Here is a 26341-nt window from a genome sequence, read left to right on the forward strand (position 1 = left end):
TTTGTATGGTAAAAACAATAAAAGAAACAGTGCCGATTGATATTCATTCGGGCGCTTTTGAAGAGTTAGTAAAAGCAATCGAGGAAGATGCAGAGAAGCGTCGTCGTAAAGATGAGCGTCTGCTGCCGTATAAGGCATTTCAGCTTATTAAAGAGGCAAGGCTTGGAGCCATTCGTTTGCCGAAGAATCTTGGTGGTGCTGGTGTGACGAATGTTGAGCTATTTGAGGTTATAAGAAAATTAGCGAAGGCTGATCCGGATGTAGCTCATGCATTGCGCGCGCATTTTGTGTTTGTCGAGGATAATTTAGCAGCACCGTCAAGCGCAGAGCGTACGCGTCGTTTGCAAATTGTAGCGAAGGGAGATTTAGTCGGCAATGCGACGACGGAAGTCTCATCTAATCCACAAGGAGCAAAGCAGTATGAAACTGTGCTGAGCAAGGTGGGAGATGATTATGTGTTAAACGGTAAGAAGTTTTTTACAACAGGTACTTTATATGCGGATTGGGTATCGGTCGTATCGGCTGGTGAAGGAGATACGGTATTTGTGAGCTTTATCCCGACGAACCGTGAAGGCGTGGCTATTTATGACGACTGGGACGGTTTTGGACAGCAGCTAACAGCGAGTGGCACGACAACGTTTACAAATACGCCAGTGAAAAGTTATGAGGCGGTCGAGCTGAAGCGTGAAAAGCAAAGTTATGTGGCGATTCGTCAGCTATTTTTACAGGCGGTCGTAGCAGGAATTGTCGAGGCGATTGTAGAGGATGGTGTAAAGCTATTAAAGGGGCGTAAGCGAACATTTACGCACGGTTCGTCAGCTACAGCAAATGAAGATCCACTGCTTTTACTAACAATTGGTGAAATTCAAGCAACGGCGTTTACATTGAAGACGTTAATTCGTGAGGCTGCGCAGGCATTAGATGAGGCGTTGCTGCAAGGTACGCAGCAGTCTAAGCATGAGGCGGCATTGAAAACAGTGTATGTAAAAGTCATTGGTGAGCAGCTGGCGTTGCAGGTGGCCACGAAGCTATTTGATGTCGGTGGTGCATCTGCGACGAGACGTGATCAGCATTTAGATCGTCATTGGCGTAACATTCGCACGATCGCCTCGCACAACCCGAGCTCGTATAAGCTGAAGGATGTCGGCAATTATGTAGTGAACGGGCATGAATTACCGATTAACGGTTATTATTAAAGGAGAATTTTATGTCTGAATTTTTTTATTATCAAACGGTGCCGATTGAGTTCGGTGTGGGGAAATTACAAAACTTGCCGGACATTATTCGGGAGCGCGGCTATCACAAGGGGTTATTAATTACCACGAAGTCTATTGTTGCGAACGGCATAGCGGAGCGTGTTGTAGCGGAAAGTGGCGGGTTGATTACTGATTTCACATATGGTATTCAGCCAAATCCAACGGTGCAAAATACCGATAATTGTATCGAGGTGCTGCGTAGTGGTAAGTATGATTTTGCAGTCGCGTTAGGTGGCGGCAGTGTGCTTGATTGTGCAAAGGTGGCGACCGCTTTAGCACCTACTACTGCGACGACACAGCGCTTTTTTGATGGGGAGTTTGTGCTAACGGAGCCAGGGCTGCCGCTTATTGCGGTGCCAACGACGGCTGGTACGGCGAGTGAAATTACGCGTGTATCGGTATTAAGTGATCCGGTATCGGGTCGCAAGCGGCCGTTTAATAGTCCTTTTCTGTATCCAGTGTACGCATTGATTGACCCCCTTTTAACAATGAGCTGTAACAAAAAGGTGACGGCATCGAGTGGTATTGATGTGCTAGCACATTCGCTAGAGGCTTTATATAGTAAGCTTCATCAGCCGTTTACTGATTTGTTTGCGAAGCATGCGGCATCGCTCGTATTCCGCTATTTACAGACGGCATACGATGAGCCGGATAATGTTGAGGCGCGCACGAAAATGGCGGAAGCATCTGTGGCAGCGGGCATGGCGTTTAATATTACGCAAACGGCAGCTGCACATGCATGCTCGTATCCGCTAACAGAAATGTTAGACATTCCGCACGGTGAGGCGTGTGCGTTTACGTTGCCAAATTTTTGGGTGTTAAATGCGCAGGATGAGGTAGAGGGGGCGCGCTTGCAGGAAATTAGCCGTGAGCTAGGCTTCCGTGATGCGGCTCATTTAGCTGAGCGCGTAGAGGAATTGAAGCAGCATTTAGAACTTCGTATGAGTTTGCAGGAAATCGGTGTTGAAACCGAGGAGCAGCTGCAGCAAATTGTTGAGGCGAGCTTTGCACCGAATATTCATAATAATCCTGTAACTTTAACGAAGGAAAGCTTGTACGCGTTTTATAAAAGTATATAGAGGAAGGCTGCTCGAAAAGCAATATTTCTTGAGCAGCCTTTTTCTGTCATAATATTTCGATTTCTGTAATATATGATTCTTTTCCTTTAAGATAAGCTCCAACTGCATTTAATTTATCTTCAAATGTAAATTTACCCATAAAAAATACACCCCAATTGTTAGTTTTGTGTCTAACAATTGGGGTGCAGTCAAGCCGCTCAATGACGTTACGTAGTTCGCGAATATTGCCAGGCCAATCATATTGAACTTAAAATTAACTTATACTATAGCTATAATGTTTTCACAAAAAGGGAGATTCACGCATTTTAATGATTGAGTGCTTTGTTTTGAATAAATTTATTCATATATATAGTATTACAGACCACTTACTCACCATTTTGCTAACGTACTTATTTTTTTGAACTAAACGTATTTAACTAAACTAATTTTGAACTTTTAACAAGCGCCTTGATATATCAAAATTTTTAAGACTTATTTAGTTCAGTTAAACTAGTTTGATTTTGCTTAATAAGATTGACTAGGCGAAATTCGATAAAAACTATTTAAATATAATATTTCGTAAGTGATAACCCGTTATTTTTGGTATTTTATTCAAAATTATATATATTAATATAGTTTAAAAATGAGAGAATACGTCATGTTTAACCTAATATACACATCAAAATCATCTTAAAGTCCATTTATACGGGCTTTTTTTCTTGGGAAAAGTTTATAAAACTTCATACACCTTTGTTAATGTTTTATTCAGCAAACCTCGATCAATTATATAATGATTTTTTAGATAAACTTTGCAGTCATGAAAAAAAGTGAATTACAAAGTAAAAGAAGAAACAAACGCCAAAACGACTAAGGAAACTATTCTTAGTCGTTTTGGTGTTGAATGACAATAAAATATTTCAAACACCATCAGGATTTTTATGAAGAGAGCTTCTTGACGCTGTAATGCTAACAAAGATTATTTCACACAAAAGTAATATTTTGGTAAAGATATCGATAGAATATATATTAATGCTGTTATCCCTAAACATGCTTCAAAATTAATTTTATTTACTAAAGGGGCATTAATAAGTTTATCTAACATATATAGAAGACTGATTATAAAAAGTGTCGCTTGAAACTAACCACTTTTTCTTTATTGATGTGAATACAAAGGAAAGTGGGGTGAATATAATAGGAATATACATTTGATTGTAGTTTAAATAAGAAAGTGAGCGGGAAATTTTGAAGATATCTGAGGTATATAAAAGGTATTTAAATGGAGAGAAATTTAAAAATATACGTGAAATCAATCTTGGGTATTTACCTATAAAACAACCAGTTGATTTAGTGGGGCGTTCACCCATTATGCAAGAACTGGCTAAAAAACATTCAAGACATGTAAATAATAAATAAAACCCCGCTTTATTGTACAAACGGGGAATAATAATGCTAGTTGATTTTTTTGTATTGCATCATTCTTTTTACTAATGGATCCGTTTTACTAACGTGAATAGGTTTAACCATGCTTCCAGTTATTTTGTTAGTTTGTTTAGCACTTTGGTTAGTGCTTGTTTCACCCAATTTTCTCGCGGCCCGATTTCTTATATCTTGTATTCTAATTGGAGTTTTAGCGTTGCTCATATATATCACTCCTTTATTCAATGATATGTAACAATCTTTCATTCGTCAAGAATAGATTCATGCTCCATTTCCGTCATCACTAGTGCTTGTTAAAGCCACCATGTACTCGATATTTTCAATATTTTTACTGATTGTATTATGTAATAGTTCAAAAAGGTATCTGTCTAAAATATCAAAGGGATAAGTATAGCTGCTAATAACAGTAACATACTCATCTACACCGTAACAAAAATAGAAAACAAGATAATTCTTTTTTAATATGCTATCCTGATTATGTTTGTTAAAAATTGCGGATTCCCCTGTTTCTTTAGTTTCTTCGACTAATTCATGTAACTCTTCGGGTATAGCTCCGGTATATACATTATATGAAAACGCGGCATGGAGCGGGTGATTTTTGTATCCCGCTTGAATCTCTGCTAAAAAATACTCTAATACCTCTTTATAATCGATGCTTGAATCATTTAAAAATTCAAGTGTTCTTCCGGTCGCATGATCACTAGTCAAATAGGCCATAAGCTTAGCTTTAGTTCCGCTGATTTCAACAGTTTCAATAGCCGCTTGCTCAATATTGTCTACTTCAAATTCCATATTGAAAAACTTAAATCTTTTTAAACGTTTAAAAGCAACAGGAAGTATCAAAAATAAAAGCATCCAAATTAAAAGTAAAAAGAGTCCTCGAAAGATAATTTTATTAAAATTGGATTCAACAATAGGTTTAACTAAAATAGTTAACCATGTTTCTTTCTCTTGGGAGCTACTGCTTGAAGGACTTTCTATTGTTTTTACATTCGATTTTGCCTCAGATGATCCATTCTTTTCTGATTGTAGAAAGAGTTCTTTTGGATTCTCTTTGAGAGTATGTTGAAAAAGTAGAAGTGAAGCAAGTATCATCCAAGTTAAAATCAGAATTATCCCCGAAGTGTATATGTATGGAATTAAAAAATTAATCCATTGAAAAAATGATCTTCTTTCCTCATTCTCCGTATTAATGCGAGGCACTATTTTCCCTCCTTTTTTTCATTCTATCGAAATGTTTTCTATCTAACAATAGAACAATAGATTGTAAACCATCTAATCTTAAAAGTTTATTAACAGCATCTTTTGAGAAATTTGGATATCTATATTAAAGTTTATAAGAGATTGTGAAGGTTTGTACGTAAAATACCATGTAAGAATGTATTTTCTGTGGTGAGACATAGCCTTATGGTTGGACTAACAGAAAAGGTTAGTTAAATGGCGATTGATTCGATTGAATAAAGAATACATGATAAAATGGGGACGATTGAAGAAAAATAGTATAGACTTCTAAAATATAGATGCCTTTCGACAAATAGAAAGGAAGGAGCGGGAGTACATGGATATAAAAGTAAATTACAAGATCATAAAAGAAATGTGCGGTACCGTCTCCTTCAAAAGAGGAGACTCTTTTTATCGAGCGAGTAAAGTAACATTTAATCAGTATAGCTCTGATTTCTGTGAAGCCACCGTTAATGGAACGGAAGACTTTCATGTCACAATTGAACAAGACGGGACAGGGAACATTCAGACGAAATGCAGCTGTCCTACGCTACCGAATTTTCAAAAGTGTTGCCAACACATTGCAGCAGTTTTATTAGCTATTTATGAACACCAACGTCAAGGAACGTTTCCTATCGATGTACAGGGTATGCAACCCAATCATGGAGAGCTGACAGAAGAATTCATAACGCTCTTCAATGACAGGCCAACTCGAACAAGTGGACATCAGCTTCATTTTGAAAAAAGGAAGGTACTTGATGCCATGTTTACCTGTAAACCGTTCTCCATCGGGAACGGTCAGTACTTGTTTGGAATAGAAGTAAAGATTGGTCATATGAAGCTACAAAATATTCGAGACTTTCTACAGAACGTAAAACATGGGGAACCTAGTACATTATCCTCTACATTTAAGTATGATCCAAGCCTTCATTGCTTTTCAAACGATTCAGATGCAGTTATTCATCAACTCATTCGGGTCGTCCAGGATGAAAAGTCCTTTTTGGAAGCATTACCGAACCTTTCTGACTGTACAGTTCGTAATCAAACATTACTTATTCCACCATCCACTTGGATGGGGCTCGTTCCTTTATTGACAAAGACTCCATTGGTAACGATTGAGCATAATGGTCATTCTTTTGAGAGCCTGCGAATTTTGGATGGACCACCTCCTTTACAGTTTACATTCGAAGAAATCGAAGGTGACGATTACCAATTGACGATTAAAGGATTTGATCGAATGGTCGTTTTGAATTCCTATAGTTCTGTGCTATGTGACGGAACAGTCTTTCAGTTAGAAGGAAAAGACTGTGAACGATTATCTAAACTAAAGCAAATGCTGGCAACTCCGGATACGAATCACATTCCAATTCCACATGAAAAAATGGATTTTTTTCTAAAAAAGATCGTACCAGGTATGGAAAAAATCGGCGATGTCCAACTGTCTAAAGCGTTATCTCAGGAGATGACGAAAACACCGCTTGTTGCCAAGCTTTACTTAGATCGTCTGAAAAATCGTCTGCTTGCAGGACTAGAATTTCAATACGAAAATGTTGTTATTCAACCATTGGAAAGCCGCGACATCCCAACAGGACCGATGATTATAAGGGATATGGAAAAGGAAGAGGAAATCCTTCAACTCATGGAGGGGAGCGGGTTTTCCAAAACAGAGGGCGGTTATTATATGCAAAATGAAGCACTGGAATATGAATTTTTATATCATGTTGTTCCAAAGCTTCATCCGCTCGTCCAAATTTATGCGACAACCGCTGTTCGAAATCGTATTGTGAGAAAGAATGCTCATCCAAAAATTAGAGTGAAGGTGAAAAAAGAACGCACCAATTGGCTGGAATTTAAATTTGAGATGGACGGAATTGCTGACAAGCAGATTCGGGAGATTTTAGCAGCACTAGAAGAAAAGCGAAAATATTACCGTCTTCCAAATGGATCATTTCTATCTCTCGAGACCAAGGAAATGAAAGAAATCCATCGTTTTCTGAATGAAGTTCCGGTTCAGGATGAAGATTTTGAAGCTAGTCTAAATATGCCTATTATTCAAAGTCTTAAACACCTGGATTTTATTGATGATAGTCAAGTTTTCACAGTAGAGGAATCGTTCAGTCAGTTTCTTGATCATATACGTAACCCAGGTAATTTGAATTTTGAGGTGCCACAAAGTTTAGACAACATATTAAGGGACTATCAAAAACATGGATATAAATGGATGAAAGCACTTGCTAGCTATGGATTTGGCGGTGTTCTAGCCGATGATATGGGGCTTGGTAAAACATTGCAAAGTATTACATTTATTGTTTCTGAGCTTTCAAGCATTCGTGATAGGAGGCTTCCAGTTCTCATTGTTTGCCCGTCATCCTTAACGTATAACTGGTTACATGAAATGATGAAATTTGCTCCTAATCTTCAAGCAATCGTCATAGATGGGAATAAAGCGGATCGAAAAGAGCTGCAAAAGGATATCAAAGATATAGATGTCATTATTACGTCCTACCCGTTACTACGTCAGGATATAAAGTGGTATGAGAACCAAACATTTCATACTGTTTTCTTTGATGAGGCACAGACATTTAAAAATCCATTGACCCAAACCGCTCGAGCTGTTAAAAGGATACGGGCAGATAATCGTTTTGGCCTCACAGGAACACCGGTGGAAAATTCACTTGAAGAGCTTTGGTCAATTTATCATATTGTCTTTCCGCAGCTATTCCAAGGATTAAAGGAATATAGCCATCTTTCAAGGAAAACAATTGCTCGAAGGGTTCGTCCGTTTTTATTTCGTAGAATGAAAGAGGACGTACTTATTGAGTTACCTGAAAAAACGGAGTCGCTAGAAGTATCAGAGCTGCTGCCTGAACAAAAGAAGCTTTATGCAGCATATTTGGCGAAGCTGCGACATGATACACTGAAACACCTGGACAAGGATACTATTCGAAAAAATCGTATTAGAATTTTAGCAGGATTGACAAGATTACGACAGATTTGTTGTCATCCAGCCTTGTTTGTAGAGGGCTATACGGGAAGCTCAGCAAAATACGATCAGTTGCTACAAATACTAGAAGAATCGAGACTTTCAGGGAGAAGGGTGTTAATATTTTCCCAATTCACAAAAATGCTTAAGCTGATAGGTAAAGAGATAACAATGCGAGGTCAAACGTATTTCTATCTTGATGGACAAACCCCTTCAGAGGAACGAGTGGAAATCTGCAATCGATTTAATGATGGTGAGCGGGATTTGTTTCTTATTTCTTTAAAAGCAGGAGGTACAGGACTAAACCTAACAGGTGCGGATACAGTTATCTTATATGACCTTTGGTGGAATCCTGCGGTCGAGGAGCAAGCGACAGACCGTGCTCATCGAATGGGCCAGAAAAATGTTGTACAGGTTATCAAGCTTGTTGCCCGTGGCACAATAGAAGAAAAAATGAATGAACTTCAGGAAAAAAAGAGAGAGCTTATTGCAGACATTATCGATTCAGAAGAAAAAGCATCAGTTATGTTAACCGAAGAGGATATTCGTGAAATTTTAATGATATAAAAAATTAAGAGAGGCACTACTTTCGTATGGAGTAGTGTTTTTTCTAACGTTTTAGGGTGGGATATTAACTTACTTACATTAGTTTATATAATTTAAGAAGAATATCTACATCTTTAAGCAAAATAATACCGAGACGAATGGAGGACAGCACTAACATGGAAAATGTATCAAATGCAGATAAATTGGAATCAATAAAATCCTTTCAATCGACAATTAGAAAACTTGAAAAAACCTTGGATACGATGACTCAGAAAGGCGCAAATACTACCTTAGTAAAGAAACGACTCAAAGCTAGTTGTATCGGCTTAGCTATGCTAGAAAACGTTTGGAATCAAAAATCCCATGATTACACCCTAGAAGATTTAGCGGAAGCCCGCAATGTTCTTACCGGTTTATTTCCATCAATTGAGAACAGTTATGCCAAGTTAAAGGTGGGGGTAAAAGTAAAAAACGATCTATTTCTTCGCTACAAGTAATATTTCTTGGAATTCCATAAGTAGATAACCGTTTTGTTTGAGCCTTAAAAAATTCTGGATTTTTAAACGTTGCCAACTGAATAAGTTTATGAATAAAGGATGAAGGCAGACCTTCTTTTTCAATATATAACCCATTCTTTTCAATTACTTTCAGTTTAGTTGGAAGTTTAATTTGAACCTTATTATTGGAGGAATTCTGATTGTTTTCTTTGACAAAAATAGATGACTCATCGCTTTGATGAAATGTTTTAATTATTTCTTTAACCTCTTCCATTTTCATTTTTTTACATTAGCTAAATAGCTCCATTGATTCGTGTATGGTACAAAATTTTCATCAGTGAAGCTACTATTACTATTCCTCCTTGGACCACGTTGCAAAGGAAGAGCAATTAAATTCCCAAAACCACCTTTTGGTAGTGTATCTTGATTTGGAAATAATCGGTCAAATGAATCCATTCCTACTTCATATCTTTTTTCAAGTGTACGTGATAATAACATATTGCCGAGTTTTCGAGCTAGGGAAGCGGAAATTGTTTCGTGGAAAAAGATCCAAACATGACATCCATTTCCTGACCGAGAACGCTCAATGTTAGCAGGGACATTCAGTTCTTTACATGTATCTATAAAAGCTAGAACATCTTTTTGCCAATTTTTCTTATCGAAATCAACCGCTAAAAACCAGCATGTTTCATCTTGTAAAAGGGGATAGAGACCTATCGTATGTTTACCTGTAAGATGATCATAAATGACTTGTTCTGTTAGAGGGAGTAGTGTTCGATGCTGGCATTCAGAACATTTAATAATTGGTTTTTGACATATAGGTGGTTGCCACTCATATTTACAAGCAGGGGAATAACCGGATTTTCCACTTTTAGATTCCCATCTTACTGCATATACATCTGTTCTACCTATGAAAAGATCTCTAAATATTTTAATTCTTTCATTTATCTTCTGTCTTTTAGATATAGGAAATTCAGTGTCTGTATTTGGTATAGAGTCACTTGGTTGGATATTATGGTATCTCAATAGAGCTTTTAATTTTCGATTTTCCTGTCTCAACTGTTCACATTCTTTTAATGCTTGCTGAAGTTGCTGTTCAAAATTTTGCATCGTATCCCTCGATTTATACTGTCATTTTATTAGTGAAAATGGTTTGGTATACTTTTATTATATATAGAAAAGTTAGAAGGCGGAAATGGTTACATGGCTGAACGAAAAAAGAAGAGATAAAGAAATAGTGGAGTTATATCATCAAAGAGTAACCGAAGAAGCATTAGATCCTTTATTTATATGAAAACTTTCAAAAATGGAAAAGTGGGAAATTACCTTACTATGAATTAACAGAGCATATTTATGGATTTCATAAATTAAAAATTAAATCAAAAGATTTAGTCTCGGTTTAATTTTGATGGAGAGAACGATGAATTTTTTATATTTCAAGCTAAAAAATATAATTATTATTAATGTAATTAATGAATGTATGTATGTATGAAAGGACTAACAACAGTATGGTTAAATTAAAATTAAATGAATTAAAAAGAGAGCTCAAAGAATTTAATCAGAAAGAACTAATTCAGTTAATTTCTGAGCTTTATAAATTAAATAAAGATGTTCAACATTATTTATCTAATAAGTTTATAGGTGAAGATGCGATTATAGATTTATATGAAAAAACAAAAAAGAAAATAAACGATGAATTTTTCCCCGAACGTGGTTTTGGGAAAATGCGTTTAGGAGAAGCAAAGAACGCAATTTCAAATTTTAAGAAAGTATCATGTGATGAAAGTAAAACATTAGATTTAATGCTTTTTTATGTTGAAATCGGCACAGAATTCACAAATACCTATGGTGGTATGGATGGCAAGTTTTATGATAGTATGGCGTCTATGTATAACAAAGTTGTGATTGAGTGCAACAAGAATGAGCAGTTTTTTATCGTTTTTAAAGATCGCCTCTATTCTGTTGTTCAAGCATCTGAAGGAATCGGATGGGGATATCATGATGAATTATGTGACATCTATTATTCAATCGACTGGGAAATAGAGGAGGATGAATAGAAGCGGGCAATTATTGAAATTAAGTATGATAACAGCGATATGAATGTTAATTGGAGATGTTTCAATGGGAAAGAAAAACAGGGGTCATTATTATCGTGCTAATGAAAAATTTAGTGGGAAAGGGCATCATCAACATATCTGTAAAAACTGCGAAAAGTCTATCTAAAAGAAAAAGATAATTTATCAAGGGAGTGGGACACAACTTTTGAATTAGACGAAAACTTTATGTTTATAACAGGTTACACTGAAGGTGGCGCACCTTTTGGGATTACTTATGATGAGTGAGATGAGGTAGAACAACCTTCAAACACTGTAGACATTTAACAGATTATCATTTTAATGAGTTTATTCATTTTTTACAAACAAATTGAGTTCCTTGGTGTATAGAAGAAGACGGTTATGAAGAATACAAGCAGCGTATTGAGGATTTACTGATGAAAATTGATAATCTAGTCGAGAGAGTTAGAGGATGACCCCTAAAATGTGTAATAAAATACAAATTCACTTTGAGTTATTTCGATATAATTAAATCGCACTCATAACCCGTGATTTTTATCATATTACTAAAATTTATATATATTAATATAATTAAAAGGTGGGGGAATACACCATATTTAACTTGATATACATATCAAAATCACCTTAAAGTCCATTTAGATGGGCTTTTTCTTTTTAAAAAAATTTATGAAATTATCTTATTTGTATTTGATTAAACGAACGTTAGTTTGTATAATAACAAAAAGGATAATTTAGGAAAATCATAATCAAGACGAATACTATATTCATTTTTAGCTGGAGTACTGTGTTTGTTTACATTCATGTATGTCCTTTAAAAATTATAGGACAAGTTATACGGATAAACAAAGGGGGAAAAAGCGTGCCAAGAAATCCAGGTGTTACAGACGAAATGATTATTGAAATGTATAAAGCAGGTATGCCTTATAAAGAGATGGAGCCGATAGTAGGACTGTCTAATCGAGCTATTCGTGATGTGATGTATAAACATGGAGTAGATATCAGAAAACCTCCACGTAAACATAAAGTAAATGAAGATTTCTTTAAAATATGGACACATGAAATGGCCTGGGTATTAGGATTATTTGTGACAGATGGACATGTTAATAAGAAACTTCAGAATATTTCATTTGCTCAGAAGGATGAAAGAATTCTTCGTTTAATAGCAAAATATATGGAAGCAGACTATGTATTAGCATCAACAGGGCCAACAAGATCAACGCCAATTTTACTTATTAATTCTAAAGAAATAAAAAAGGATCTTGAGAAACTTGGTATATTTCCAAATAAATCTTTAACGGTCCCATTTCCCGATGTACCGGAAGAGTTTTTGCCATCATTTGTAAGAGGGGGTAATTGATGGAGATGGGTGGGTTCAAAAAAGAGGATATGTCATGAATGTTACATCAGGCAGTCAATGTTTTGCTGAAGAACTTTTATTAGTATTTCAAGCTTGGGGATTACGTTCAGAAATTACACATCAAGTGACTAAAACAGGAAATCCTATTTATCGTGTCTGGGTTAAAGGTAAACAAAATCTACCACGGTTAGCCGAAATTATTTACAAACATCAAATAGGAAATTATATAACTTATAAAAGAATGAACATGTCGCAGCATTCAAAAGAACAAATGATATTTTTAGAATATCTGTTAAATCATAAAGAATTCGAATTGATAAATAAATTATAAACTAATTTGATGTAGGGGATTGCCATATAGTCTGTATAATAGGCTATCTTATTTTTTATATTTTTCTAGTTTACATAATATTTGTTATCAGAAGCTATATATTTATTATAAAAAGTATCTCAAAACCTAAGATTACTTATGATATTGAGACAAAATGAATTTTTTTATGTTTATTTTTATAAATAAATTAAATTACTTAAATAAATACGACCAGCCATTTATTTAAGTAATTATTGGCGGTCGTATAAATCATCAAAAAATTAATTAATAAAATGATTATCATTTTATGATATTTAAGTAGTTTGTTATAAAAAGCTTCTTAGGAAATTTAAGTATAATATTTTTCCTTTAAATAAAATTAAACTCTTTACTTTCAATCATTCCAATGAAATGGCTTCTGTATGTGCGCTGGTAATATTGTTTTATCGTTTCCTTTAGCGGAATTAACTTGCATTTGAGTTAAAAACATACTTGTAGAAAGATTTGCTCCATTTAAATTCGCATCACGCAAATCAGCTCCAATAAAATCAACACCCCTTAGATCTGAGTTTCGTAAATCAGCAGCAATTAAATAGGCTCCTCGTAAATCAGTCGTTCTTAAATCTTTGCCTGTTAAATTTTTTCCGACCCAATCAATACCCCTGTATTTTTTACCTTTCTTAATAGCAAACACTTTCGAGCTTAGTTCACTTCGAATATATTCACTTGTTTCCAAAAGTAATTCGTTTACAGGGATTCGACACTCTACAATATTTAATGATAATAAGCTATCAGCATCCATATCGGTAAAACTTTGTAATTTTTCTAATTGTTTATTTAACTTATCCTGTAATGAATGTGACACTTCATAAGTTAATGCTTCGGCGATAAATGCAATCATTTCATATAATTGTTCCATAATTGGAAATACACGAAACATTTTTTCAGCAATCTCAGGGCGCTCTTGCCAGCTTTGGCCATTGAAAGTAACTTGAGAAACTTTTTGACCAGCTCCTAAACAATCAAACACTGTACATCCCTTAAATCCTTTCTCTCTTAGATTCTCATGAATCTTACATCGAAAATCTCTTTGTAGATTAGGACAAGGTGTTCCAGCCGTTTTATTAATTGCGAAATCACTTGATGCTGCAATATTAAGCGCTGTACAACAAAGTCCAAAGCAATTCATACAATCAGCTTTTAAACTTTTTCTAAGATTTTTGGCTGTTTCATTATCCATTTTTATACCCTCTTAAAACTTCTTAATTTTCGATTAGAAAAAACCAACAGCATTAGTCGTTGGTTTTTTTGCTATATATATTAGTATTAAAAGTTAAATCCTACCTTCGTTTCACTATCTGAATCCCAGGATAACTCTTTACTTTTTCGATTATCCACTTTTAATTCGTTGCAAATATCTAATACGTCTACTTGCTGTTCATAATGCCATTGAAGCGCGACGGCATTATATACTTCGTTTAATTGTGCAAATGAAAAACCATCTGTTGAATTTGCAATCAATGTTAAATCTTCTTTAGAGATTAAATTGGTAATGTTTTTCTTTAGTAAATATTGATAACGCATCTCTTGCGTTGGTCCTTTGATTTCATAAGCGCGATCAAATCGTCCGGAACGGTTAATAAGCGCTGGATCGATTTTTTCTGGATAATTTGTTGTTCCAATCAAAAAGATACCTTCCTTAGACGTTGCCCCATCTAATGTATTAAGAAATACAGAACGTACTTCCTCTGGCATGGAATCAATATCTTCAATGACTAAGACCATTGGTGACATCTTCGCAACAGATGAAAAAACTTCTTTAATCGAATAACTTGTTGTATATTCTGTAATTTGCCAGTATGCTACAGGTGCTGAAATACTGTTAGCAATCGATTTAACAAGCGTTGTTTTTCCGTTTCCGGGTTTACCATACAATAGAATTCCTCGTTTATACGGGATTTGATACGTTTTGAAAAACTCTCCGCTGTTTGTGAAAAATTCATCAATCGAGCGGTAAATTTGCTTTTTCATAGACTCTTCTAAAAAAACATCCTCACGTGTAACGAGATTCGTAATCTTTTCTTTTTCATTTTCAACGCCGTCTTCCGTATCAATAAATACAGTTACATAATCTTTAATATATTCACGTTTCCGCTTTAATACATACGTTAAAAAGTTCCCTAGTACCTGTTCATTTTCCGCAAATACATAATCATGTTCCATATTGTCATGTGCTTGATAAATTGGCATTCGTACGAGCGCTATCTGATAGTCTGGATAATAGTACAAATGATTATTAATACTTGCCTTAACAAGGAATTCCATTTGCTTATCATTATGATTAGATGAAATGACACCTGTTTCTACACAATCATACACAGTAGCAAGTGATTGAACACGATCAGGATGAATGATTAAATCTTCTTCAAGTACCTCCCAAATTTCATTAGAGGTTTCACCATCAGAAAATAGTTGAAATTCCTTTTCTGTTTCTTCTGTAAGCTTTTTTTGTATGTTATGAATGGCAAACGCATAATTATAATATTGTGGTGCCAATTCTATACTTGTTTTAGAAAATTGAATAATAGATTGATGGTTTACTTTAGTCACTACATCCCTTCCTCTCTATGTAAATTACCTACAATTTTACATGAAAGGAATAAAAAAGAACACTAAAACCTTTTTAAGAAGGTTTAGTGTTCTTTTTCTTTAATCATATAAAGCGGACTTCGCTAACAGTGTAATCGTTGCATCATCCATCGGTGGATTGTGAAGTCCTGCACGAACATCACGATAATAACGCTGTAATGGGTTATTTCGTTGTAAGCTCTTTGCACCAACGACACGCATCGCTTTATCCACAACTGAAATAGCATGATTTGTTACAGAATGCTTCACCGCTCCTAGTTCTTTCATTAAGAATGGACGCTGCTCTGGTTGTTCTTCCCACTTTTCAGCTACAGAGTAAAGAAAATGGCGCGCCTCTGCTAGTTCTAATTCGATCTCACCAATTGTACGTTGCACATTTGGCAAATCACGAATTGGGCTTGGAAGACTATTCGGCTTATACGTTTTCGCAAACTCAACCGCATAGTTCCTCGCTGCCGTAGCAATGCCTAAATAACATGCTGGAATATGTAAGAGCCACCCTTCACCTTGTTTCTTTCCTGGCTGCTGCCGCACAACTAAATACTTGTCTGGTACTATTACATCTTGTAACACTAAATCATGGCTGCCTGTTCCTTGCATAGATACCATATCCCATGTTTCTTCAATACTTACACCGTCTAGATTTCGATGAATTAAAAAAGTCCCCATCGTCTCTTCTTCTGGTATCCAAGCTGTAACAAGAATAATGTCTAAAATATATGAAAGTGTCGTGAACGTTTTTCGTCCAGTGATACTCCATTGATTACCTTGCTTAGTGGCTATTGTCTCAGGACGTGCACCACGCGTAGGACTTCCTGAATTCGGCTCTGTTGCCGCTGTATTCACAATCGCGCCCTTCGCTACTTCTTGAAAAAATTCATCCAGTACCTCAGGATTCCATGGCTTTTTTTCAGTTAACGAAAGAATGGTCCCAACATGCCAGCCAATAGCTAATGCTGTCGGTCCACACTGAGTAGCAATCGCTTCTTGTGCTAGCAGGAAATCATATAACGAACCTCCGCTCCCACCGTATTCTTTTGCTAATGTTAATGTAGGATAACCGAACTCCTTAAGCTCTTTCATATTTTCAAAAGGAAAACCTCTTGATTCATCAAGTGCTTCAGCACGTTCTGAAAACAATTGAATGGCTGCATTTAAGCTATTAATATATTCCTCTTGTTCCTTTGATTGAAAAAATGGCACGTAACATCATCCTTCCTAATAAAACACAATATCTACTTTAATTCTATCACTTTAGTCAACTTAGCTCAAAAGTGATGAGCACCACAATGTTTCTCCGATTCTGAGTATTTTTAGTTGTTCCTCAGGAAGTTGCTGCCGCTCCCACTCTTGATTAAGTCGTTCCAATGCTTCAGGCCCTGTATCATCAGCTAAACGATAGGCTCCATAATGCATAGGGATAAAAAAGTCTCCTGACAATTCAAGAAACGCTCGTACCGCATCTTCTGGATTAATATGAGAATCGCTCATAAACCATTCTGGTTCATAGGCTCCAATTGGCATGAGGACATATTGAAGCTTAAATTTCTTAGCAATCTCTTGAAAACCACGAAAATAACCAGTATCTCCAACAAAATAAAAGGAAGTGTTGTTATTTTCTAAAACCCAACCGCCCCAATGCGAGGTATTTGTATCGAATAACGTACGTCTTGTCCAATGTTGTGCTGGAACAAAAGAAAGAGTCACTTCTCCTGCTTGAAAAGAATCCCACCAATTAGCTTCATATATATCTTGATAACCTCTTTTGACAAACGCCTTTTTGAGCCCATATGGTATATAAAAAGCCGGTTTCCCTTTCAACCGCCGAATGCTGCCAAAATCAAGATGATCATAATGGCCATGTGAAATCACAACAACATCAATTTCAGGTAGATCTTCAAGCAATATACCAGGCTCTGTCTGTCTCTTTTGTATACCTTGTCTATTTGCCCAAACAGGGTCCGTTAAAATATTTAAGCCATTTAATTGCAGCAAGAACGTTGAATGACCAATCCATGTAATTGAAGGATGAGAACGATTTGCTTGTAATTGCTTAATCTGTTTCTGCTCTGCATGCGGAATTTGCTGTAATAAGTCTTTCTTTTTCTGCCATCTTTCCTTCTGCCATTTCCAAAGATCCTTCATTGATTTCATGTTTGAAACGTTATCTAGATTCTCATAACGTTTTTTCATACCTTCATTCCTTTTCTAAAAACGAGAGAACACTCGCTAAATATTTTTGAACTTCTTGAACATGATGAGCGGCAGAATCTGCAATCTGTTTATAATGGTATTGACCTTCATCTGTAATACGTAAATAACGCTTCGTTCGCTTCTCACTTTCCCAGCGTCCAACAAGCAGCCCCATTTCTTCCATTTCATGAGACAAATCATATAGATACCCATTGCTCGCAATCCAACCAAATTTATGTCTCAGTAAATCTGCAATTTCTCCCATATAAATCGGTTTTTTTGAAAATAAAGTTTTCAGCGTCACATAACGAACTAAGTCTTTTACAGAAACAATCTTTGAAATATACGACCTATATTCTTCTGGAAGGTCATGTGTAACTGCTGGATTAGGCCCTGATCCCGTTAAATCATATACAAACCGATCAATCACCAATTTGACTTCTGTAAAACGAGTAGAGAAATTATTTTGATACCATGCGAATAATTCTTTCCCTTTATCCGTAATTTGATAATAATTCCTTCTTTTTTCCGTGTATAATGAAAGATGACCGGATCCGACAAGTTGCTTGGCGATTTTACATAAGTAGTCATAACTATGTACTTTTCCTGTAAAAGAGCTCTTTAATTCACCATGAATCGCCCGTGGATAATTTCTCTTTTTTGACAAAGAATGAAGTAAAAATAACGTTAAAAATTCTCTTTGACTCAATCCAATCGACTCAACAGAAGCAGTTAGCTTTTCTCCCTTCTCCATCCATACCCCTCCATACCATTTCTATCAGAAAACTCGCTAGAATATTTTTTCTTAATCTTAATTCCATTATCCTGTGTTGGAACAAAATAGTAAAGTATTTAGGTCAGTTCAAATCGCGAACATTAGTTCTTGTTTTTATAGACAAATCCTCACTCACTTCTATATAATAGAATGGAAATAAAAGTTATGGTTGGATGACCTTAGGTAACGTTGCGTTTTAATAAAGGAGTGATTACATGAAACAACAAGCAACCCCCTATTTAATATTTAACGGAAATGCGAGACAAGCATTAGAATTATACAAAGAAGTATTTCAAGGTGAAGTTGTTGAATTACAAACTTACGGTGAAGCAGATTTCCCAACTCCTCCAGAAGCTGATGATCTCATCATTCATGCGAAATTTAGAAAAGATTCTTTATTTCTTATGATTTCTGATGTGTTCCCTAACTAGCCTTATGAAGCCGGCAATAACATTGCACTTGTTCTTGAATTAGAAAGCGAAGAAGAAATTCAACACATCTACGCTCAATTAAGTCAAAAAGGTTCTATTCTAATGGAATTACAAGACACTTTCTGGGGTGCTAAATATGCAAAAGTTCAAGATCCATTCGGTGTAATATGGGATTTGAATTATATAAAAGCTTAACTGACAGACTCCCGCTCTTTCACAATTTGTGAGGGAGTTTTTTGATGTAGCCTTAAAATGAAGTAATAAAGAGCAAACAAAAAAGCGTGTTTTGAAATAAAGTTTAAGTAAAACACGCTTTTAATACATTCAAAATAATTAGTTGTTGTAGTTGAAGATTGCATAATTGAAAGAGTAGCTCTACCTAAATCGTACGGGGCTTTGATTTATTTTATTCTTCTTGCAGCTTGTTGGAGCGGATCCCAGACCCCATTATATGGAGGTGAATATGCTAAATCTAAATCTAGCAATTGCTCAGCTGTCATAGAATGAAATAAAGCCGTTGCAAGTACATCGATTCTCTTATCTATCCCCTTTTCTCCAATAATTTGTCCCCCAAGAATTTTATGTGATTTATTATGTACTAATAATTTCAAGGTCATTTTTTTAGCATTTGGATAATAGCCTGCAATATCAGATGTTTTTATCGTAACTGTTTGATAGGGAATGTTTAATAATGTTGCTTCTCTTTCTGATAATCCTGTCCTTCCAAGTGTTAAACTGAAGAATTTAATAATAGAGGTTCCTAACACACCTTTAAACGTTTTTGGAATATTAATTATGTTTAATCCTGCAATTTGACCTTGCTTATTTGCGTGTGTTCCTAATGGAATATGATCATCCTTTTCTTTGATTCGATGGTATTGTGTTGCACAATCGCCTGCTGCATATACATCTTCAATATTTGTTTGCATATATGCATTTACTTGGATTGCACCATTTACACTTGTAATGATTCCAGTCTTATCTAAAAAAGAAGTATTTGGCCGTACACCAACAGCGACTAGAACAAGATCAGTCTCAATCTCCCCTTTATCAGTCTTTATAAATTCAACTTTATCTTCGCCAAGAAAACCTTCTACAGATTCACTCATTCTAAGATCAATGTTTTGCTTCTTTGCTTCTTCATGGATAAGTTCTGCCATTTCTTTATCAAAAATTTTTGCTAATTGTTCATTTCGTTCAATGATTGTTACCTTCTTACCTAATTCCGCAAAACTCTCAGCCATTTCAAGCCCAATATATCCGCCGCCAATTACCGTGACATTTTTAACATCCCTTTCAAGAGATTCTATGATTCGCTTTGCATCTGGAATCGTCTTTAAAGTGAATATACCCGAAAGATGAGCACCTTCCCACTTAGGTATAACCGGGCTTACGCCAGTAGCGATAAGGAGACGGTCATATGACAAATAAAACTTCTCTTTATTTGCATGGTTTATCCCATACACTTGTTTATTTTTTGTATCCACTTGGCGAACCTCATGTAAGATTCGTGCATCAATTCCGTATTTTTCTTTAAATTCAGTCTGTGTCCGAGCTATTAATTTATCTGTTGAATCAGTTTTATTGCTAATCACATAAGGAAGCCCACATTGGCCATATGAGTATACTTCTCCCATTTCAAGAACAGTAATCTGATGATCTGAGCTATTCCTTACAATTTGCATGGCAGCACTCATACCCGCTGCATCTCCGCCAATAATTATTATCTTCATCTACAATCCCTCCACCTGCTTATTTTCCCTTTACAGTTTGTTTTTAAACGTAAAAGGCGCTCAACTTGAAACTAAAGTCAGTCGAATTCCTCAAACTCTGGTTTTAATAGAACCACTTTTGTGTCACTTAACACGAATACCACCTCCTAAATACATAAAATATATGTTACTCTCCTTATCATGATTGATATGTAAAAAAATGTATTCTGACGAGGTTTTTCCCGAAATACGATTTTTGTAAAAAGTGAGGCATGTCAAATAAACCTGAAATACCTCATTTTTATTTATTCGAAATGAAAAGAAGCCAGTGAATGCAGCTTCTGAAAAACTACATTCACTGGCTTCTAATAAGTTTTGTTTAATGAACATTTTGCCCAATTAAGAGGATTTGTTAGTGCTATATTGATTTTGCAAATAAGTATAGCAACGCTTAGCCGCCGCTCTAGGTGCGGTTAAAATAGGAGTCGAACAAGTCACTTGATCGGCGATATGTTCCATACTGTACTGGGATAGTACAATGACATCCACTTTGCCTTCCATTTGATAAATCATTTCTTTTACTCGTTCATCATGTTTATCTTTTTCCCCCTGATAAAGTAAATGAATGAGTCCTGAATCTACGATAGATTCTACTTGAACATTCGCTTTTTTCTCTTGTAGATAACTCGTTAATGCAATGGGAGTTTCTCGTACAGTAGAAATTAATCCGATTCTCTCATAGGCAAGGGCTTGATCTAGCATCGCTTCATCTGAACGAAATAGTTTTACTTTATAAAGAGGCTGCAAGATACTAGTAATGTTATTAAAAGCGGAACACGTAAGCTGAATAGCATCGATTTCTGAAGAGACAGCAATATTTAGCAGTGAAGAAAAACGGAGAATGATGTTTGGTGTAAGTGCCCCCTCTTTCTCCATCATCGAAAGTAATTCAGTATCTAGTAAATGAATCAATTCAATATCTGGTGCTTCTTCGTGAAACGCTCTTTCAATTGGATCTAAAGATGCCTTTGTCGCAGAAATCAAAGCAACTTTCATGCAAAATCCCCCTTATTTTTGGTATTTGTATCCATTTTATCACAATCAATTAAATAGAATAGTATTTACTTGGATATTGTTGGTATTTCAATAAACTACCAAAGTATAACGAAAAGGAACCAACTGAGTAATTAAGACCCGAATTTTTAAAAGGTTTGATAAATAAAAGGACATTACATATTTCATATGGCTATATGTAATGTCCTTTCTTATTAAACTAATGCATTCTATAGTTTAAATACGCTGGTGCAGAAAATGTTGCAATACCTTTTCAGATTTCCCAGTCCTAATTTTGTGTTAATAGAACAACCCTCATCATATTCTTATAAAAACAAATAAGAAGGAGTGTAAAATTAGTTGATAAAAACTAAGGTTCGTTTACGGCCCATTGTAGGTAAGGTAAATTTACCCACTGTTTTGAAAACAACTATACTTCCGGGTGACTCAAAAGAAAGATTATTTATTGCAACTCAGGTAGGAGAGATTTTTTACATAAGAGACGGGGCTATACGGACTTTTTTAGATATTCGTCCGCGAATTGTAAAACTAGGTGCTTCTGGTGGTGGATATGATGAACGGGGATTGCTAGGGCTAGCGTTTCATCCCGAATTTTATTATAACGGTCTGTTTTATCTGCATTATTCAGTAGCTGGAACACAAGGTCCAGGCGCTCTTTCTAAATCTTTTTCATCTGATCCGTGTGATCCCAAAACTTTAAACCTAAGATGGATAAATAGAGAAACTCAATATGATCATATTGATACAGTTGAAGAGTGGATTTTACCATCGAATGGTCAACCTCAAAAACGACGGACCTTACTAAACTTAAGAAGACCATTTTCTAATCATAATGGGGTCAATAGCTTAAACTTTTCACCTGAAACAGGAAAACTTGTTTTAACCACTGGGGATGGTGGATCAGGCTATGATCCATTCAATTTAAGCCAAAATGATATGGAAATCGCCGGTAAAATAATTGAAATCGATGTAGATAAGAATACATTTAACCAGAATCCCCTCGTAGTCACACGGTTTAATGAGCTTCCTGTGCCTATTCAGGAAACACTTACAGTGATAGCCAAAGGGGTTCGGAATATACCGGGCATTTCATTTCAAAGGTTTTATAATCAATATATCAAATATGTGGGAAATGTCGGACAGGACTTGGTAGAATCAATATTTTCATTCGGTCCGACTAAACCAATACCGGTTCCCCAGCTTGTTCAAGCTTTTTTAATGAAATCTGAAGCTGACCAAGAAGGATTTATTAACTTTGGCTGGCGGGCGTGGGAAGGTGTTTTCCCTACTTCGATTGTAAGGGGCTGCTCTGCCAATCCGACTTTGGAAGAGAACACAATAGCATATTACAATGAAGCAGTAAAAACTTCCGTAAGGCGTCTTCAGCCTGTAACTAGTTATTTTCATAAAGATCCCCGCCCCGATAAGTTTGGAGGAACTGCCCTTACAGGAGTGCAAGCCTATATGGGGAATAGAATCCCCGCTTTAACAGGAAGTGTTGTGTTTACCGATCTTGCCCGGAAGGAAGAATCGCAATCTCCAGCCAGAGGGGTTTTAGCTTATACTAGGATAAGAACAGATTGTAAACTAAATGATTTTAGTGTTATTGAAACGGATTATAATTTTGGATCTCAATCAGCTTATTATGTTAGCTTGGGGACGAATCTGAATCAAACCAAATTATATTTAGGAGTTTATGGCTCTATGAAAGTGACTGATTTGAACCAAGGCACTATTTTTGAAATTGTTCCGTGATTCATAGCTTTAAACCACTTCCCACTTCATTTTCTAACGGAAATTTGAAGTGGGAAATTCCTACGAACACCAGTGTATCCACCAGTCTTTAACAGGATCTACCTGTAGTCTCTGCAGTGATTGAAAAAATTACATTCTCGTTTTAATTCATTTATGACTCAAAAAGACTTAGAAACTCGCCATATCCCTTTTCCTGCAATTTATTTTTAGGAACAAACCGAAGTGCTGCGGAATTTATGCAATAACGTGCCTTATCAGGACCAGGACCATCATCAAATACATGACCAAGATGGGCATCCGATGTTTTTGCCCGAACTTCAATCCTCCTCATTCCATGAGAGGTATCAAATTTCTCCCCAAGCTCTGAACGCCGCAATGGCTTTGTGAAACTCGGCCATCCACAGCCTGCATCATATTTATCAATCGAACTAAACAATGGCTCGCCTGAGATAATATCAACATAGATTCCTTCTTCTGTATAATTCCAATACTCATTCTGAAAAGGCGGCTCGGTTGCATTCTTTCTTGTTACCTCATATTGAATCGGAGTAAGTTCTTTCCGTAATTCCTCATCGTTTTTTCGCTTTTTCCAATTCTCACGAATAAACTTGGCGCGTCCAGAGCCTTCTTTATATAGATTATAGTGAAAAGGATTCCTTTTATAGTAGTGCTGGTGTTTTTCTTCTGCCTTGTAAAAAGGCCCAGCTGGCAGAACTGCCGTAACAATTGGTTTCTTAAATCTCCCGCTCTCTGCAAGCTTAGTCTTGGAAGCCTCTGCTAGTATCCTTTGTTCTTCACTATGAAAAAAAATAGCTGTCCGGTACGATAATCCTCGATCGTTAAACTGTCCTGCAACATCTGTCGGATCAATTTGCTGCCAGAAAAGGTCCAATAGTTTTTGATAGGACATAACAGCGGAATCAAATGGAATTTGAACGGCTTCATAGTGTCCTGTTGTATCTGTGCACACTTCCTCATAGGTTGGATTTGCTTTATGGCCGCCTGTGTATCCAGAAATCACTTCTTTAACTCCTGGAAGTTCATCAAATGGTGATACCATACACCAAAAACAACCTCCAGCAAAAGTCGCCAGCTCCAATGATTGAGACATAGTACTATCTCCTTTCCGTCTATATTACTTCGAGTGTATATTTTTCAAATGTTTAACTAATATGTATCCGTTAGTAGCTCGATATTTACTTCCATTTTAGTAGTACCATTAACATTAGTAAATATGGAAAAAATCCTTTTCTCACCTACATCTTTCCTTTTTGAAGGAATATCTGCTGAGAATTAAACAAGCAAGGCCTGATTGGCCCTGCTTGTTATTTAACTATTACCTTCCCAACCATACCTCCTTGAAAATGGTAACGACATATCAAATCATATGTACCAGTCTCTTTTGGTTGCACGGTAATGGTGCTTTCTTTTCCCGGTTGGACTTCGATGTCAACCCTAAGTTTTTCCACTGTGAAGGTGTGCTTTTTCTTACCTTTGTTTTTCAATATTAACGTTGTCGTTCTTCCATTCGGGATAGTGATTTCTTTCGGATTAAAGTAATCATCGTTCAACTCAACCTCAATCGGCTGTGTTACGAGGCTAGACTCGGCCAATACACTGAGTGGGCCCGAAGTTGCTACAACCATAATCGTCGCAAGCAAAACGACCAATCCAGTCAGCCACTTTTTTACAGACATTTGCAATCCCCCCTTTCCTAAGAATATCTTCTTCCAATTCATAAAATATTATCACGTACATCTATGTGTTTTATATATTCCTTTATCCTAACCAATAAAAATTAAAGTTGAATAATAAAGAAAGGAGCTTTAAAGAAGGACCCAATTTTAGGTTAAGTAGTTCCGGTAACGTGGAGAAAATTAGAAAACACAGGTTAAATAACATATGTACTAGCAGCATAATTAGCACAAAAAGGTTGCGGTCAAAATTAAAAGAACCCCAACCTATTGACTTTAATATGTGATTTTTAGAAAACACTTCTGTAAATATAATAATCATCCAAGTTTATCGCTAATTTTTTTCTTTACTGCCACCCAAATTTCACTATATACATTTTCCGATGTACCATTGTACTTTGTAAAAGAAATTCCAGGTAGTTCTACTAGTTCATAATCTGAAGAAGGCAACCATTCAGAATAAATTTTTGCGGTAGTCTCTTGAAGTGTCGTAGGAAATGGTCCTTGATTAGGGAAAATTGCCCATAAACTTTCTTCAATAGTAATTTGCTCTAAATTATCAAATGGATTTTCTTTTGTAGTTGCAAAACCAATCATATGAGTTAAACATCCTTTTTCCTCCAGATAGTCATCATCAAAATCAAAAGAAACATTCAAGACTTGATGAGGATATAAATCAGCTAATTGATGCATTTCATTTCTTTGTTGTTCAGTAATGGAATGGGCTAGTTCTAAGATAGCTTTATTTTCACCTTCGAATTGAATGGGCACTCTTTTCGATACACCTACTATATTAAATTTCTCTTTCTTTTCAATTTTGAATTCCATAGATCTTCCTCCTTTTATATCTATATAGAACGAAAATTTGGGAAATGATTTTTGAATTTTGTTTTTAATTACTGCTGAAGGTAAAAAACCACTCCATTCACGAAAGGCTCTTGAAAATCCCTCTATCGATTGATATCCATATTTATAGGCAATATCTGTCACTTTCGCTCCGTTAATTAATTCAACATTCGCAACTGATAATCTCCTATTTTTGATATAATCATTCAATGACATTCCAGCTATATACGAAAACATTCTTTTAAAATGATAATCAGATAGTCCCACAATTTTCGATATATCTTTTCCAGAGATTTCTTCCGTTAAATGTGTTTCGATGTAATCCATTAAATTATTGAATTCTTGTAACATTCATTTCCCTCCTTCACAAATACATATTATCGTTAAAATTTATCATTTACTCGATATTTTTTATACGGAATTTATCGGAGTACGTCTTCCATAATTACTATAGTTACAATCTTGCTTCGTT

General features: G+C 35.8%; 24 protein-coding genes and 1 pseudogene. 11 read left to right on the forward strand and 14 right to left on the reverse strand.

Annotation, left to right across the window (positions count from 1 at the left end; all coding sequences use genetic code 11):
- Positions 1–5: 5 nt before the first annotated feature.
- Positions 6–1196 carry an acyl-CoA dehydrogenase family protein gene (locus tag D1953_RS08215; RefSeq protein WP_119116699.1) on the forward strand — a complete coding sequence of 397 codons (1191 nt, stop codon included), beginning with the start codon at positions 6–8 and terminating at the stop codon, positions 1194–1196.
- 11 nt (positions 1197–1207) lie between these two features.
- Complete coding sequence (locus D1953_RS08220; protein ID WP_119116700.1) at positions 1208–2335, forward strand: iron-containing alcohol dehydrogenase family protein; 1128 nt, start codon at positions 1208–1210, stop codon at positions 2333–2335.
- 190 nt (positions 2336–2525) lie between these two features.
- On the opposite strand, the pseudogene D1953_RS22255 reads toward D1953_RS08220, so the two are convergent.
- Positions 2526–2579: pseudogene (locus tag D1953_RS22255) on the reverse strand (AAA-type ATPase lid domain-containing protein); the annotation flags it as partial.
- Between the two features lie 977 nt (positions 2580–3556).
- Here D1953_RS22255 and D1953_RS21195 point away from each other — a divergent pair.
- Complete coding sequence (locus D1953_RS21195) at positions 3557–3727, forward strand: hypothetical protein (RefSeq protein WP_182480547.1); 171 nt, start codon at positions 3557–3559, stop codon at positions 3725–3727.
- Between the two features lie 36 nt (positions 3728–3763).
- On the opposite strand, the gene D1953_RS08225 is transcribed toward D1953_RS21195, so the two are convergent.
- Both D1953_RS08225 and D1953_RS08230 read right to left on the reverse strand, forming a co-directional pair.
- On the reverse strand, positions 3764–3955 hold the full coding sequence (locus D1953_RS08225; protein ID WP_119116701.1) for a hypothetical protein: 192 nt from the start codon (positions 3953–3955) through the stop codon (positions 3764–3766).
- Positions 3956–4012: 57 nt separating this feature from the next.
- The gene (locus D1953_RS08230) at positions 4013–4954 is read right to left on the reverse strand and encodes a hypothetical protein (protein ID WP_119116702.1); all 942 of its coding nucleotides are present in this window, start codon (positions 4952–4954) and stop codon (positions 4013–4015) included.
- 355 nt (positions 4955–5309) lie between these two features.
- Here D1953_RS08230 and D1953_RS08235 point away from each other — a divergent pair, with 355 nt between their 5' ends.
- On the forward strand, positions 5310–8522 hold the full coding sequence (locus D1953_RS08235) for a DEAD/DEAH box helicase (protein ID WP_119116703.1): 3213 nt from the start codon (positions 5310–5312) through the stop codon (positions 8520–8522).
- A 155-nt stretch (positions 8523–8677) separates the two neighbouring features.
- Positions 8678–8998 carry a hypothetical protein gene (locus D1953_RS08240; protein ID WP_119116704.1) on the forward strand — a complete coding sequence of 107 codons (321 nt, stop codon included), beginning with the start codon at positions 8678–8680 and terminating at the stop codon, positions 8996–8998.
- 276 nt (positions 8999–9274) lie between these two features.
- Here the strand turns inward: D1953_RS08240 and D1953_RS08245 are convergent, their stop codons facing one another.
- On the reverse strand, positions 9275–10108 hold the full coding sequence (locus tag D1953_RS08245) for a TOTE conflict system archaeo-eukaryotic primase domain-containing protein (RefSeq protein WP_119116705.1): 834 nt from the start codon (positions 10106–10108) through the stop codon (positions 9275–9277).
- A gap of 398 nt (positions 10109–10506) precedes the next feature.
- Here D1953_RS08245 and D1953_RS21200 point away from each other — a divergent pair, with 398 nt between their 5' ends.
- The 3 genes from D1953_RS21200 (at position 10507) to D1953_RS08260 (ending at position 12761) form a co-directional block, all read left to right on the forward strand.
- Entirely contained in the window at positions 10507–11055 is a 549-nt protein-coding gene (locus D1953_RS21200; protein WP_182480548.1) for a DUF6155 family protein, read from the forward strand.
- Between the two features lie 877 nt (positions 11056–11932).
- Positions 11933–12430, forward strand: coding sequence for an LAGLIDADG family homing endonuclease (locus D1953_RS08255; RefSeq protein ID WP_119116706.1), 498 nt, complete (start codon positions 11933–11935; stop codon positions 12428–12430).
- A gap of 34 nt (positions 12431–12464) precedes the next feature.
- Positions 12465–12761: a hypothetical protein gene (locus tag D1953_RS08260; RefSeq protein WP_119116707.1), complete on the forward strand. Its 297-nt coding sequence runs from the start codon at positions 12465–12467 to the stop codon at positions 12759–12761.
- A gap of 373 nt (positions 12762–13134) precedes the next feature.
- On the opposite strand, the gene D1953_RS08265 is transcribed toward D1953_RS08260, so the two are convergent.
- From D1953_RS08265 to D1953_RS08285, 5 genes are all read right to left on the reverse strand, one after another.
- Positions 13135–13980: a pentapeptide repeat-containing protein gene (locus D1953_RS08265; RefSeq protein WP_119116708.1), complete on the reverse strand. Its 846-nt coding sequence runs from the start codon at positions 13978–13980 to the stop codon at positions 13135–13137.
- A gap of 86 nt (positions 13981–14066) precedes the next feature.
- A complete protein-coding gene (locus D1953_RS08270) occupies positions 14067–15350 on the reverse strand; it encodes an AAA family ATPase (protein WP_119116709.1) in 1284 nt (427 codons plus the stop codon).
- A 99-nt stretch (positions 15351–15449) separates the two neighbouring features.
- A complete protein-coding gene (locus D1953_RS08275) occupies positions 15450–16592 on the reverse strand; it encodes an acyl-CoA dehydrogenase family protein (RefSeq protein ID WP_119116710.1) in 1143 nt (380 codons plus the stop codon).
- Positions 16593–16652: 60 nt separating this feature from the next.
- On the reverse strand, positions 16653–17582 hold the full coding sequence (locus D1953_RS08280; protein ID WP_119116711.1) for an MBL fold metallo-hydrolase: 930 nt from the start codon (positions 17580–17582) through the stop codon (positions 16653–16655).
- A 4-nt stretch (positions 17583–17586) separates the two neighbouring features.
- On the reverse strand, positions 17587–18336 hold the full coding sequence (locus tag D1953_RS08285; RefSeq protein ID WP_119116712.1) for a PadR family transcriptional regulator: 750 nt from the start codon (positions 18334–18336) through the stop codon (positions 17587–17589).
- A gap of 236 nt (positions 18337–18572) precedes the next feature.
- Between D1953_RS08285 and D1953_RS22060 the strand changes: the two genes are divergently transcribed.
- Both D1953_RS22060 and D1953_RS22065 read left to right on the forward strand, forming a co-directional pair.
- Positions 18573–18788 (forward strand): VOC family protein, encoded by a 216-nt coding sequence (locus D1953_RS22060; RefSeq protein ID WP_342769229.1) that lies wholly within the window; start codon positions 18573–18575, stop codon positions 18786–18788.
- Between the two features lie 21 nt (positions 18789–18809).
- The gene (locus D1953_RS22065; RefSeq protein WP_342769233.1) at positions 18810–18983 is read left to right on the forward strand and encodes a VOC family protein; all 174 of its coding nucleotides are present in this window, start codon (positions 18810–18812) and stop codon (positions 18981–18983) included.
- Between the two features lie 206 nt (positions 18984–19189).
- Here D1953_RS22065 and D1953_RS08295 read toward each other — a convergent pair whose 3' ends face one another.
- Both D1953_RS08295 and D1953_RS08300 read right to left on the reverse strand, forming a co-directional pair.
- Positions 19190–20521 carry a CoA-disulfide reductase gene (locus tag D1953_RS08295; RefSeq protein WP_119116713.1) on the reverse strand — a complete coding sequence of 444 codons (1332 nt, stop codon included), beginning with the start codon at positions 20519–20521 and terminating at the stop codon, positions 19190–19192.
- A 378-nt stretch (positions 20522–20899) separates the two neighbouring features.
- Positions 20900–21556, reverse strand: a complete 657-nt coding sequence (locus D1953_RS08300; protein ID WP_119116714.1) for an aspartate/glutamate racemase family protein — start codon at positions 21554–21556, stop codon at positions 20900–20902.
- Positions 21557–21913: 357 nt separating this feature from the next.
- Here D1953_RS08300 and D1953_RS08305 point away from each other — a divergent pair, with 357 nt between their 5' ends.
- Positions 21914–23329, forward strand: a complete 1416-nt coding sequence (locus D1953_RS08305) for a PQQ-dependent sugar dehydrogenase (RefSeq protein WP_119116715.1) — start codon at positions 21914–21916, stop codon at positions 23327–23329.
- 151 nt (positions 23330–23480) lie between these two features.
- Here the strand turns inward: D1953_RS08305 and msrA are convergent, their stop codons facing one another.
- The 3 genes from msrA to D1953_RS08320 all read right to left on the reverse strand — a co-directional run bounded on the left by msrA (position 23481) and on the right by D1953_RS08320 (position 26220).
- The gene (msrA, locus tag D1953_RS08310) at positions 23481–24440 is read right to left on the reverse strand and encodes a peptide-methionine (S)-S-oxide reductase MsrA (RefSeq protein ID WP_119116716.1); all 960 of its coding nucleotides are present in this window, start codon (positions 24438–24440) and stop codon (positions 23481–23483) included.
- Between the two features lie 214 nt (positions 24441–24654).
- Positions 24655–25026, reverse strand: a complete 372-nt coding sequence (locus D1953_RS08315) for a cupredoxin domain-containing protein (protein ID WP_119116717.1) — start codon at positions 25024–25026, stop codon at positions 24655–24657.
- 315 nt (positions 25027–25341) lie between these two features.
- Positions 25342–26220 (reverse strand): AraC family transcriptional regulator, encoded by an 879-nt coding sequence (locus tag D1953_RS08320; protein WP_119116718.1) that lies wholly within the window; start codon positions 26218–26220, stop codon positions 25342–25344.
- Between the last annotated feature and the right edge of the window lie 121 nt (positions 26221–26341).

The sequence above is a fragment of the Peribacillus asahii genome (genome assembly GCF_003570725.1).
Classification (GTDB): domain Bacteria; phylum Bacillota; class Bacilli; order Bacillales; family DSM-1321; genus Peribacillus; species Peribacillus asahii.

What these genes read in the sequence shown, in the direction of transcription:
- D1953_RS08235 (WP_119116703.1), top strand. Translation starts at nt 5,310, where the DNA reads ATGGATATAAAAGTAAATTACAAGATCATAAAAGAAATGTGCGGTACC.
- D1953_RS08260 (WP_119116707.1), top strand. Translation starts at nt 12,465, where the DNA reads ATGAATGTTACATCAGGCAGTCAATGTTTTGCTGAAGAACTTTTATTA.
- D1953_RS08300 (WP_119116714.1), bottom strand. Translation starts at nt 21,556, where the DNA reads ATGAAAGTTGCTTTGATTTCTGCGACAAAGGCATCTTTAGATCCAATT.
- D1953_RS22060 (WP_342769229.1), top strand. Translation starts at nt 18,573, where the DNA reads ATGAAACAACAAGCAACCCCCTATTTAATATTTAACGGAAATGCGAGA.
- D1953_RS08225 (WP_119116701.1), bottom strand. Translation starts at nt 3,955, where the DNA reads ATGAGCAACGCTAAAACTCCAATTAGAATACAAGATATAAGAAATCGG.
- D1953_RS08315 (WP_119116717.1), bottom strand. Translation starts at nt 25,026, where the DNA reads ATGTCTGTAAAAAAGTGGCTGACTGGATTGGTCGTTTTGCTTGCGACG.
- D1953_RS08320 (WP_119116718.1), bottom strand. Translation starts at nt 26,220, where the DNA reads ATGTTACAAGAATTCAATAATTTAATGGATTACATCGAAACACATTTA.
- D1953_RS08220 (WP_119116700.1), top strand. Translation starts at nt 1,208, where the DNA reads ATGTCTGAATTTTTTTATTATCAAACGGTGCCGATTGAGTTCGGTGTG.
- D1953_RS08245 (WP_119116705.1), bottom strand. Translation starts at nt 10,108, where the DNA reads ATGCAAAATTTTGAACAGCAACTTCAGCAAGCATTAAAAGAATGTGAA.
- D1953_RS08285 (WP_119116712.1), bottom strand. Translation starts at nt 18,336, where the DNA reads ATGGAGAAGGGAGAAAAGCTAACTGCTTCTGTTGAGTCGATTGGATTG.
- msrA (WP_119116716.1), bottom strand. Translation starts at nt 24,440, where the DNA reads ATGTCTCAATCATTGGAGCTGGCGACTTTTGCTGGAGGTTGTTTTTGG.
- D1953_RS08280 (WP_119116711.1), bottom strand. Translation starts at nt 17,582, where the DNA reads ATGAAAAAACGTTATGAGAATCTAGATAACGTTTCAAACATGAAATCA.
- D1953_RS21200 (WP_182480548.1), top strand. Translation starts at nt 10,507, where the DNA reads ATGGTTAAATTAAAATTAAATGAATTAAAAAGAGAGCTCAAAGAATTT.
- D1953_RS08240 (WP_119116704.1), top strand. Translation starts at nt 8,678, where the DNA reads ATGGAAAATGTATCAAATGCAGATAAATTGGAATCAATAAAATCCTTT.
- D1953_RS08265 (WP_119116708.1), bottom strand. Translation starts at nt 13,980, where the DNA reads ATGGATAATGAAACAGCCAAAAATCTTAGAAAAAGTTTAAAAGCTGAT.
- D1953_RS08295 (WP_119116713.1), bottom strand. Translation starts at nt 20,521, where the DNA reads ATGAAGATAATAATTATTGGCGGAGATGCAGCGGGTATGAGTGCTGCC.
- D1953_RS08215 (WP_119116699.1), top strand. Translation starts at nt 6, where the DNA reads ATGGTAAAAACAATAAAAGAAACAGTGCCGATTGATATTCATTCGGGC.